At 38.2% G+C, this 11,224-nt stretch carries 9 protein-coding genes, 1 other RNA gene and 1 pseudogene; 9 read left to right on the top strand and 2 right to left on the bottom strand.

What is annotated here, in order from left to right:
• From CHL74_RS14080 to CHL74_RS14070, 3 genes are all read left to right on the top strand, one after another.
• The coding region (locus tag CHL74_RS14080) for a hypothetical protein (RefSeq protein ID WP_217901461.1) at window positions 1-1,275 on the top strand (1,275 nt) is incomplete at its 5' end.
• A gap of 413 nt (window positions 1,276-1,688) precedes the next feature.
• Window positions 1,689-1,889 (top strand): helix-turn-helix domain-containing protein, encoded by a 201-nt coding sequence (locus tag CHL74_RS14075; protein ID WP_094881828.1) that lies wholly within the window; start codon window positions 1,689-1,691, stop codon window positions 1,887-1,889.
• A gap of 35 nt (window positions 1,890-1,924) precedes the next feature.
• A complete protein-coding gene (locus CHL74_RS14070; protein ID WP_094881827.1) occupies window positions 1,925-2,668 on the top strand; it encodes an MT-A70 family methyltransferase in 744 nt (247 codons plus the stop codon).
• A gap of 45 nt (window positions 2,669-2,713) precedes the next feature.
• Here CHL74_RS14070 and CHL74_RS14065 read toward each other — a convergent pair whose 3' ends face one another.
• Window positions 2,714-3,316, bottom strand: a complete 603-nt coding sequence (locus tag CHL74_RS14065; protein ID WP_094881826.1) for a MunI family type II restriction endonuclease — start codon at window positions 3,314-3,316, stop codon at window positions 2,714-2,716.
• 1 nt (window position 3,317) lies between these two features.
• Entirely contained in the window at window positions 3,318-3,539 is a 222-nt protein-coding gene (locus CHL74_RS14060; RefSeq protein ID WP_094881830.1) for a helix-turn-helix domain-containing protein, read from the bottom strand.
• A 176-nt stretch (window positions 3,540-3,715) separates the two neighbouring features.
• Here CHL74_RS14060 and CHL74_RS14055 point away from each other — a divergent pair, with 176 nt between their 5' ends.
• The 6 genes and pseudogenes from CHL74_RS14055 to CHL74_RS14030 all read left to right on the top strand — a co-directional run bounded on the left by CHL74_RS14055 (window position 3,716) and on the right by CHL74_RS14030 (window position 11,098).
• On the top strand, window positions 3,716-4,906 hold the full coding sequence (locus CHL74_RS14055; RefSeq protein ID WP_094881825.1) for a DNA-methyltransferase: 1,191 nt from the start codon (window positions 3,716-3,718) through the stop codon (window positions 4,904-4,906).
• A gap of 47 nt (window positions 4,907-4,953) precedes the next feature.
• A complete protein-coding gene (locus CHL74_RS14050; protein WP_254923329.1) occupies window positions 4,954-5,595 on the top strand; it encodes an HTH domain-containing protein in 642 nt (213 codons plus the stop codon).
• A gap of 11 nt (window positions 5,596-5,606) precedes the next feature.
• Window positions 5,607-5,897: a helix-turn-helix domain-containing protein gene (locus CHL74_RS14045; RefSeq protein ID WP_094881823.1), complete on the top strand. Its 291-nt coding sequence runs from the start codon at window positions 5,607-5,609 to the stop codon at window positions 5,895-5,897.
• Window positions 5,898-5,905: 8 nt separating this feature from the next.
• Window positions 5,906-8,781, top strand: a pseudogene (locus CHL74_RS14040) (TOTE conflict system archaeo-eukaryotic primase domain-containing protein).
• A 192-nt stretch (window positions 8,782-8,973) separates the two neighbouring features.
• Window positions 8,974-9,372, top strand: a transfer-messenger RNA (tmRNA) gene (ssrA, locus tag CHL74_RS14035).
• Window positions 9,373-9,643: 271 nt separating this feature from the next.
• The gene (locus tag CHL74_RS14030) at window positions 9,644-11,098 is read left to right on the top strand and encodes a DUF3843 family protein (RefSeq protein ID WP_094881822.1); all 1,455 of its coding nucleotides are present in this window, start codon (window positions 9,644-9,646) and stop codon (window positions 11,096-11,098) included.
• The last annotated feature ends 126 nt before the right edge of the window (window positions 11,099-11,224 follow it).

The raw sequence follows: 11,224 nt of genomic DNA, 5'->3' as shown, positions 1-11,224 counted from the left end.
AGTATTTCAAAAGCAATGCTTGGAGCAAAGAAAGATGATGAGGTTGATACGGAGATAGGCTTCAAGCCTATAAAACTGAAAATTATAGGTATATATAATAAATACTATAAACTCGCAGGAGACATAATGCGTGAAGCTAAAGACGGAAGTAATCCCGGACTTGTTCCTTTTGAGATAGACAAGGAACATCCTTTGGAGAGTCTTGAGATGGTTATACGCAAAATGTCAAAAGACACTCAAACTCCAGAGGAGATACTAAAGACAGCATATGCTAAATATGAACGAGGTGAGATGGGATTATATCATTTAGTCGATGACAACAATATGTTGTCTAGTTACTACAAGTATCTTTTCACTCCGTTTCGTGTGCATGTTAACATGTATTTTAATGAAAGACGTAAAATTACGGAAATACCTGCTGATACACAATTCGTACTGGATTTGCCAACGATAATAACATTTGCTGAGTTTGCTGCAAAAACAGGTAATAAAATCAAAGGTCAAAAGACAATTACTAAATTGCTGCACGAATATCTCAGATTTGCTAATAAATCGGCAATTCATATTGCTGATGGAGATTTCTATGAGGCAATGGGTAGAGGTAATCTTGTTAAGTATAGCGAATATGTAGATGTCGATGCTAAGGAACATATCAAAAAGTTGGTAGAATGGATAGATGCTAATTGCACGGATGTAATTGCTTATAATGCTTTAGGATTATTACAACAAGGTTATAACTCACCTTTGAAAGATCAATTGTTTAGTTCGTTGTCATTACTTTTGAATCAAAAGTGCTATTTTGTTACTGACGATAGTGCCATCGCTTCAATACTGCCAATGGTAAACATTATAACAACAGAAACGTATGTAAAGCTGTTTAATGACGAACAAGTTTCTAGAGAATACTCTAAGTTCTTGTTGGAGCACGGTTTTCGTGGAGTTGAGCTTGATACAGACTATGTATGTAGTGAATATCAGAAGGCTAAATACGGAAAGGAAAATAAGTTGGTGGCTATTATGCAAAATATGACCAAAAATCCATATCAGATATCAGTAGCAATAACTGCATGTATGAAACTTGAAAGTATGGAGATTGATACTAATACATTAAAGATTACATTTACCAACATGTTTGCAATGGCTCTAAAAGGCTTTATCCCTGATTTTAGAAATAACTTCGTAAACAACACTGTTCATTCAATGGATTTCCCAATGAGATTCATGAGAATAACAAGGCAATGTCTGAAGGATGCACTGGTAATTGCTAATTCATAAGTACAGTTTTGCAAAGATTCTGTAGATGTAGAATTACGCAGTTCTGTTTAAACTACCGGTATTGACTTTTCAAACGGATAAATAAAAACTATTATAACACAAGAAACTTCTACATATATGAATAAAATAGCGGAAGAAAGAAACGGCTTTACCGCATAGTGCCAGGGTGGTGATCATTTCGCAGAGTCCGTTCTTGTTGAGCGCTTCTCATTTCTTTCCAGACTATCGGACAGGATACAAATGAAAAGTCATCCTCACTGAACAGGCACTATATAAAAAGTACTAACACGAGTGTGTTATTATTTGGAAAATAATAGATTGTCCATGGACAATTTTCATTATCTTTCTAAGAAATTTGCTTTTTAAATAAAAAAACTATAATTTTGTATGAAAATTAAAAGCTTTGACGTTATATGGCAAACTTAAATAGGATTAAAGTGGTCCTTGTAGAGAAACAAAAAACTGGGAAGTGGCTGGCAGAACAGTTAGGTAAGTCCAACTGTACTGTAAGCAAATGGTGCAGTAACTCTGTTCAACCAGATTTGCAGACTCTACACGATATTGCGAATCTGCTAAACATCGAAGTGTCAGAACTTATTGTTAGCAACAAATAATAAAGTTAAACCATAAGAATTTATTCTATCGCAAAATGGAAGATTTATTTAAAAATGATCCTTCTTTAATTGAAGCCAAGGGAAAATCAAAAGAAATTTCCGGCTATGCGATTTACGCTCCTCAACAAAAAGCTAGGACAGTCGTAAACAACTTGCCGGACTTCTACCCAGAATTGCCAGAAGGAAAGTTTGATATTATATATTGCGACCCACCATGGGATTATGGAGGTAAAATGCAGTTTGATAAATCCTCAATAAAATCCGAAAACAAAGATTGGAAGAGAGACATTTTTATCAGTGCTGCAAACTTTAAGTACCCTACTGTAAAGACTAAGGAACTTAAGAAAATCCCAATTCAAGATATTTGTGCTGATGATTGTTTACTCTTTATGTGGGTAACAAATCCACATCTCGCACAAGGAATAGAATTGGGCCAAGCATGGGGATTTGAGTATAAGACTGTTGGTTTTGTATGGGATAAGTGTAATCACAATCCTGGACAATACACTCTATCAAACTGCGAATTGTGTCTTATCTTTAAAAAAGGTAGAATTCCGCAGCCAAGAGGTGCACGAAACGTCCAACAACTTGTTAGAATTCCTAGAACTGAACATAGCGTGAAACCTATAGAAGTTCTGCACAACATTGAGAAGATGTTTCCTTCACAAAAGAAAATCGAATTATTCGCTCGTCATAAACCAGAGGGTTGGACTGTGTGGGGGCTTGATGTTAGACCTGTCTATAAAGGGGAAGTAGATAGTCCGAAGCTCAGTAAATAATAATAACGCCACTCCTAGAGAAAACCAAGAGTGGCGATTATTTTATTAGTCATCCAATAACGGAGCAATGTAAGTTTCAAAATGATCTATCAAATCTTCTGCTATTGAGCTGTTTCTCCAAAAGAAGTAATTGGCCTTGAAATCCTTGAACCAATAGGTGATTTCTCGAACTCTACATGGGTCTCTTGTAATATCACCCTGGAATACAATCCAAAAAGGAAGGTTTGGTTCTGAAATCCCGCCTTCAGAACGAAGTTTACTAAGAAGACCAGGAGTGAAGTACTTACACAATCTCTCATGAGCATTACCTCTACCGGCAGAGCGCGGCTTACCTTCAACCCAACCATCTTGACGTTTGATCTCAACGTATATGGTTTTGCCTGTGCGTGTGTTGCGAATTGCACCGTCTGGTTGAATACCATGCTTTTTGATAGGTTCATCAGGAGTGTAAATTGCAGCAAGTTCTTCTTCTGAAAGTTCAACATCTACATAAAGATTCTTGAAGTCAGTAGGTTGACTTACGACTTCATACTCTGTGTCTTTAAATAGTTCTGAAAACACCTCAATGAAAGAATGTTCTGCATTGATGGCCTTTGATCCACCATAATCCTGCCATTTACGGCGGAAACGATTGTCTAAACTACCCATACTAATAAGTGATTAATTCTGATATATTGACATTTAATGCTTTGGCGATTTTTACTATTGTTACAAGTGATGGAATTTTTTCAGCTCTTTCCACTGAGCCGATATAAGTCCTATGGAGTTTTGCAAACTCTGCAAGTTTTTCTTGCGAGATTCCCTTTGCTTCTCTGCACGATCTCATCTGCATCGCAAAACGCAGAACGATTTGCTTCTCTTCGTTTGTCATATATTTATCTTTATTGAATCCGTTAGAATGACATTCTTTAGAGTGCAAAGTTACATCCCGATTCATTTTTTGTCAACATTCTATAGAATACAATATGAATAATCGATACTAAATGATATCAAAATTTTAGTTTTTTTCAGAAATCAAAACATTAAACAAATAGCCAAATTGTTCATATGAATACACCATATTTCTTTGAAAATGACAACTTCATTCTGTATAATGGAGATACTAACTCTATCTTGAGTGAGATAAACATGCAGGTCGACATGATTTTTGCCGACCCTCCATATTTTTTATCCAACCAAAAGAAAACGACTCAATTTGGCAAAGAAAAAATAAGAGATAAAGGAGAGTGGGATAGAGTCATTTCATGGGAAGAAATAAATGCTTTTAACAAAGCGTGGATTTCTAAGTGTAGAAGTGTACTCAAAGAAGATGGTACTATATGGATATGTGGTACATACCACAATATCTATTCGGTTGAACAAAGCCTTATTGAATTGGGATTTAAAATACTCAATATAGTTGTATGGCAGAAGTTGGATCAGCCACCTACACCATATGGAGGTCGCTTGAACTTTTCTGCAGAATATTTGATTTGGGCAAGAAAAAATGAAAATGTAAAACATTGTTTTAACTACGACTTGCTCAAATACATGAATGGTGGTGCAGAAATGCCGGATGTTTGGAAGTTTGCACGTCCCGGATTCTGGGAACGCACATGCGGCAAGCATCCCACACAAAAACCTCTTAGATTACTCTATAGGGTAATTCAAACATGTACACAAGAAAATTTCTTGATTCTTGATCCTTTTGCAGGAAGTTGCACAACTGGTATTGCCGCAAATCTCTTGAATCGAAGATTTATCGGCATTGATATGAATAAGGATTATCTTGACTATGGTATTAGAAGAAAAATCGAAATACTTGATCCGATCAAAGCTAATAAGATTTTAGCTAAAATGTCAGAGAATCCCGAAGAGGTTACAGTCATGGTTAACCATGTGAATGCTGAACTTAGGGCAAAAATGATAGACACTGGTATTTGTTATTTGAGGGCAGGCGATTCAAAAGGATCTCTCTGTGTCACTCCTGGGTTCGAAAGACTAGAATATGTACTTCTGCATTCAAATGGAGAAGAGTGTCAACTATTTAAGCTTAAAAGCAAAGGAACTTTTCAAATATGGACCAAAGAAACACTAGAGAAATATGGCTTTACACCGAAGCATTCACCTTATTACATAGTTCTACACTTTTATCCAAAGAAAATGACTCCTCTAAACAAACAGGTGCATTTAAAAGAAGGATTGAATACTTATCGAGCCAAAATTAGAAGATTGAGTGATTTCATTGGAATTAATTAGCGTAGTTTGTTTCGTCTTGTCTCATTCATCTTATGTCTATATTGCAAATGAATCATCGCCTCAAATTAGAGAAAGGCTATCATAATGGACCTACTCATAGTTTTCGTATCAGATGCAAATCCATATTGCTGAAGTCAAAGGTAAATCAGCTCCCCAAAATAGTAGAAATACTCGAGGAGCCTGTACCTACTATCTACGCATGGATAAAACGTTATGAAGAAAATGGCTACCGAAATCGAAGATTAGACGACTTCTTGAAAGAACTCGATCTAACAGAAGGTCGCTCAACCGGTGTTCCAACAATTCAAGCGAAACTGGCAGAGAACGGGTCGCCACGCGCCATCTTTGAAACGACAGATGATCGCTTGACTTTCTTGGTTACTATTCCGATACATGAAGAGTGTTCAGAAAGTTCGGGAACTAAACTCAAAAGTTCGGGAACTAAGCCAGAAAGTTCGAGAACTCAACATAAAAGCTCGGGGACACGTCAGAAAACATCTGACAAAATTATAGAAATGATAAAGAAAGATCCCCAAATAACCGCTCCACAAATTGCAATGGAGTTGGGTATCTCTACACGAGGAGTTGAAAAGAACCTACGTCAACTAAGAGAAACTGGTACTCTAAAAAGAGTTGGTTCACCCACTTTTGGTGGCTATTGGGAAATCGTAAATTTGGACAACGACTAAAATAGTAGAATATGTTATTCGGAAACAAGATAAGGGCTCTTAGAGACGAGCAGGGAGTATTGCAGCGCCAGTTGGCTGCATACTTAGAAATAGATACTCCTATGTTCAGTAAGATTGAGCGTGGAGACAGACGAGCAAAGCGTAGTCAGGTGATAATGTTGGCAGAATACTTTCATGTGGATGAAAAGGAAATGCTAACATTGTGGCTTGCTGACAAGATATTGGATGCGCTTGAGGGGGAAGACTCTTTAGCACTTGACGCTATTGGTGTGGCAGAAAAAACAATCAGACAATCAAAGTAAAAACGATTATGGAACAAGCCGAAGAACGCAGCAATGATTCGTTAGCCATGCGACTGCAAGAATTGGAAAAAGAGAATGCTATGTTAAAGAGAATACTTGATCAGCATGGCATTTCTTATTCTGTTTCTGTAGAAAGCAGCACTATAGAACAACCAACTCATATTGTTACGGAGCATACTATTCGGCTTAGTTTACAAGAAAAGGTTGCGATATTTCAAAACCTATTTAAAGGTAGAGATGACGTATTCGCAAAACGATGGTATAGCCCATCTTCTCAAAAAGCAGGATATCAGCCTGTGTGTGAAAGAGAATGGAACCGAGAGTATTGTGACAAGCGAAAATACAAATGTGCAGATTGCCCAAACAGGATGTTTGCACATTTGTCATACAATGATTTCTTCAACCATCTTGCTGGAAAAGATCAATTTGGACGTGATGTTATCGGTCTATACCCAATATGCCAAGATAATACCTGTTACTTTTTATGTACTGATTTTGATGACAAGAATTGTGAACATGGCTATAAGAATGATGTTCTTGCATTCGTTAATGTCTGCAATAGTTGGAACGTACCATGTTATATCGAACGTTCCCGTTCTGGCAACGGAGCACACGTTTGGATATTCTTTAATAAACCAATAACAGCATTGAAGGCACGCAAATTAGGGAATGCCATCCTAACAGAAGCTATGAATCGTGAGACACGATTGTCATTCAAGTCTTATGACCGTTTCTTTCCCAATCAAGACTCTTTACCAGAAGGTGGTCTTGGAAATCTTGTAGCTTTGCCGTTGCAAGGAATGGCTCGTCGCAAAGGTAATAGTGTGTTTGTAGATAACAAGTTCAATGCGTATGAAGATCAATGGACGTTTTTGTCACAAATACATAAGTTCTCAGAGGCAGAACTTGATTTGTTATTACGACAACATACGGTGCCTACCTTAGGCGAACTTTCAAAGTCCAGCGAGACAAAGCCTTGGGAAACTCCTCAAATAGGAACTCCTTTAGCAGATTGCTATCCAAAACAAATAGTTCTGATAAGAGCAAACATGCTTTATATACCTTTAGCTAACTTATCCGCTAAATGTGTGAACGCTTTCAAGCGCATAGCGGCCTTCCGCAATCCTGAATTTTATGAAAAGCAAGGCATGCGTCTTTCCACGTACAATATTCCACGCATCATTTCTTGTTCTGAAATGACAGATGATTATCTCGCACTTCCACGTGGATGTGAGGGTGCTGTTTGTGATGTCTTAAGCCAACATAATGTCAATGTTACGATTTCTGACAAAACAAATCCAGGGCGGAGCATCAATGTGACGTTTAAAGGAAAACTTCGAGAAGAACAACAAAAGGCAATTGAAGCTTTTGCGAAGCATAACATTGGCACACTGTCTGCCACGACAGCATTTGGAAAGACAGTATTTGCCATTGGCATGATTGCCAAGAGAAAGGTCAACACTCTGATACTTGTCCATAACAAAGCGTTGCTTGAACAATGGAAAGAGCGATTGGAAAACTTTCTTGAAATAAATGAAACCATAGAAGAACCGGAAAGAAGACGAGGACGAAAGAAGCAATCATCTATCATTGGTTGTTTATGTTCTGGCAAGAATTCCTTGCATTGTATAATTGACATTGCCTTGATACAGTCTTGTTTGACCAATGGCGAAATGAAACCTTTTGTAAGAAATTACGGCATGGTTGTTGTCGACGAATGTCATCATGTCTCGTCTGTTAGTTTTGAACAGGTACTTAAGCAGGTGACAGCAGCTTATGTTTATGGCTTAACAGCGACTCCTATCAGAAAAGATGGACATCAACCTATCATCTTTATGCAATGCGGGAAATAAGATACATTTCCGATGCGAAAGCACAGATTGCAAACCAAGTTTTCAAACGCATTTTGATTCCGAGATTCACTTCTTTCCGCAATATAACATTTTCAGACAAGACTTATGTTCAAATTACACAAGCCTTGTCTGAAGATATGACTAGAAACAATTTTATCATCGAAGATGTAAAAACAGCCATTCTAAAGGGATACACTCCGTTGGTTTTAACTACACGTACAGCACATGTAAAATTATTGGCAGAAATGCTAACGCCACATGTTGACCATATGGTGCAACTCATTGGAGCCGAATCCACAAAGGAAAAGCGTATAGCGTTGCAAAAGCTTCAGGAAATACCTTCAACAGCGTCACTTGTAATTGTAGCTACGGGAAAGTATGTGGGCGAAGGTTTCGATTATCCTCGTCTTAACACATTATTTCTTACCATGCCTATTGCATGGAAAGGGAACGTAGAACAATACGCGGGTCGTTTACATCGGGAATATGAAGGAAAAAGTGAAGTGGTAATCTATGACTATGTAGATATCCATATTCCACTCTGCGACTCGATGTATCGCAAGCGTCTAAAGGGATACGCAGCTGCAGGCTATGGGAAAGATGCCATTATGATTGAATCAGACAACAAGCCGCGGAATCTAATATATGAACGAAATAATTATGAAATGGCATTCCGAAACGATTTGGCAAATGCTAAGCATTCTGTCATAATAGCAGTTTCCAAAGTGAAGTTTAAATATAGACCAGCCATTATGTCTACACTTTCCAACATTCTTCATAACGGTATTGATGTGGCAATACGTATCAAAGAGAAGGGAGCTAATGAGATGGAATTGGCAAATGTGGGAATAGATGTAGTATGTAACAATGTACAAACTCTACAATGTGCCATCATCGATAAACACATAGTCTGGTATGGAAATATGAACTTCTTTGGTTATAATTCAGAAACGAGTAATATTATGCGAATCGATGACAATAAAATAGCAGATGAAATGATAGACATATTATATGCTGATGCAGCAAAATAAAACTGATATAGAGAGTTGTTACATGCAAAATATTGGCGTTTTTTTTTTGCAGTTTCGTGCATTTGTACTAATTTTGCAATAGGAAATCGCTTGAAATGGGGATGATAATCATGGATTTATGTCCACACATTGTCCACACGATGGGGTTTCTTAGTACGCAAAGCACTGAATTTCAGTATGGTACGACATCTCGGGGTTGACTGGATTTGACAGCGGGATGAAATGGTATGTAAGCATGCGGAGCCTCGATGGCTAGCTCCTTAATCTTAGTGATCAACAATTTAATTGGCGAAAACAACTACGCTCTCGCTGCTTAATCGAAGTACAGTAGATTAGCTTTATTCCGCCACAAGGTTGGCGGAACGAGACATCGCTCCAAGGATGTTGTTCCGAATCTGAGGGTAAAGCGGTGCAGGTAAATCGGAAATAGTCTGTGGTGTGCCTCGCCATCCGGATGAAATTTTAGAGGATAAGGTCGCGATTGGTGGTCCAGGTCTTGTCGCGGCACGAAAACCGAAGGCTGGAATAAGCATGTAGAAAGCGTATGGTTTCCCTGTTTGGACGTGGGTTCGAATCCCACCAGCTCCACCCTAACAAAAGCGAAAGTCCTGTAGTTCTTCTGAATTACAGGACTTTCGCTTTTTATTATATAAAAGTGTCATTGCCTACACAACAGTTCCGGTTCATCTTTAGCCATACCCGTCATGAATCTTCCTAATCAGAGTTAAAGATATAAAAATAGCTTTGTTTTACTTGATTTATTGCCAAAGAATGAGTATTTTTGATGTCTATTAATGAATATGAATAATTGACAAGATAAGCTCCAACTGACATAATAATCACATATAACCATAATACAGAAATGAAGCGAACAATATTTCCATATGATTTCTCTCCATACTATCCGGTCGGTATCCAGCCATGCCAGATGTATGTGGATGTGGCAAATCGCATTTATGACAGGATAAAGAACATGTATATCAATTTGCCCGATGCAGACAAACTGAAGAAAGAGATTGCCATCAATGTGGCAATCTACTATGAAGACAAGATGTCTGACATCGGGCTATGGAACGCCTTTGTGCATAAGCACTTGCTCACATATACACGCTCTTTACCTTTCTTTGATTCCCATGTTCCTGACAAGAATGATGTGAATGCCCAAGAAGTAGAACTGTTGGTATGGCTGGTATTGTCCAGAAACTTTGACGACCGCTTTCTCAATCCTTTAGCTATGGGGGAGGACGCGGCAAATGCCATTATGGAGATACTTACAGAGGATGATGAGGTAGACGTTAACGATTCTTTGTATGATTTTATATACAACACAGATACGGCTAATGACTATTTTAAGTTGAAGCACGTGCTAATATGGCTTCGTCGCTCCTATCTTCTCTGCTCTCCTTTATCGGAAGATCAGTTTGAGGAATATCTGGATTCGTACTTAGGACAGTTTAGTAAAGGTGAAGCTATATACTATGCAGAAACTGCTTTATCTATGAATTGCGAGATAGGACCAATGGCAGAAACGGCTCATCTGTGGCTGGCGGATATGTATTTGGGAAACAACATGCAAGAGGAGGCAGAAAAACTGAGGAATCTGAAGTATTGCCAGCAGGACATATTCGAGGTGACCGATGCTGATTCGGAATATGCTGTGCTGAAAAGCTCGAAGGACGAAGAGTACAAACTGAAGAATGTTTATCCTGATGTATTCAGAAAAGGTTCGTATATTTGTACAGCGCTTGTGAAGTTTGCTGATAAAGATTTGGAAATCAATGGTGTGTTGTTCAACTCGAAGAAAGAAATGTATGACAAGATGCATGAACGTCAGGCTGAATTGAGACACTCTTACGAACATACCTATCCTTTATACATGAAACAGGCGGAAGGGAAACGCCTTGCTTTCTTTAAGGACACCAAACAACTAAAAAAATGGCTGACGAAGATTTCGCCAGAGTTGGATATAACAGAGGTTTGCCGTCATTTGCCAAGTGGTCCTCAGGTAGGCTTTATCTCAGAGAAGGCAGGAATCATTTTTGCACCCAACATTATCCATGCGATAAAATGCAGATACAACCCATACTATAGAAAATGTGATGCACATACCTTGCAAAGGGAAACGATGGATGCTCTAATAAATATGGAGCTCATGCATCCTGAGTTGCTACATTATCTGCTTGAGAACAACATGTTGCAGGATGGTGATTTAAGCGGTAATCATCCAAGCAAATTGGGCAAGTTGATATTTACACGCAATATCGACTTTATTGCCCGCCATCATCGCAGACACCTTTATTGGGACCATGATTTTTAGAATCAAATAATATTGTTGTGTTTTTAACAATTCAATATTATTGTTTATCTTTGCGTCATGAATAGAACTCAGCCCATAGATTACAAATCCGTATTGTCCTTATTTCTTCCGGCAGGACTCCTTGAC

It is taken from the genome of Prevotella sp. 885, from assembly GCF_002265625.1.
In the GTDB taxonomy this organism is placed as follows: domain Bacteria; phylum Bacteroidota; class Bacteroidia; order Bacteroidales; family Bacteroidaceae; genus Prevotella.
Note: the sequence above shows the minus strand (reverse complement) of the source record. Positions and strands in the feature narration are given on the sequence as shown.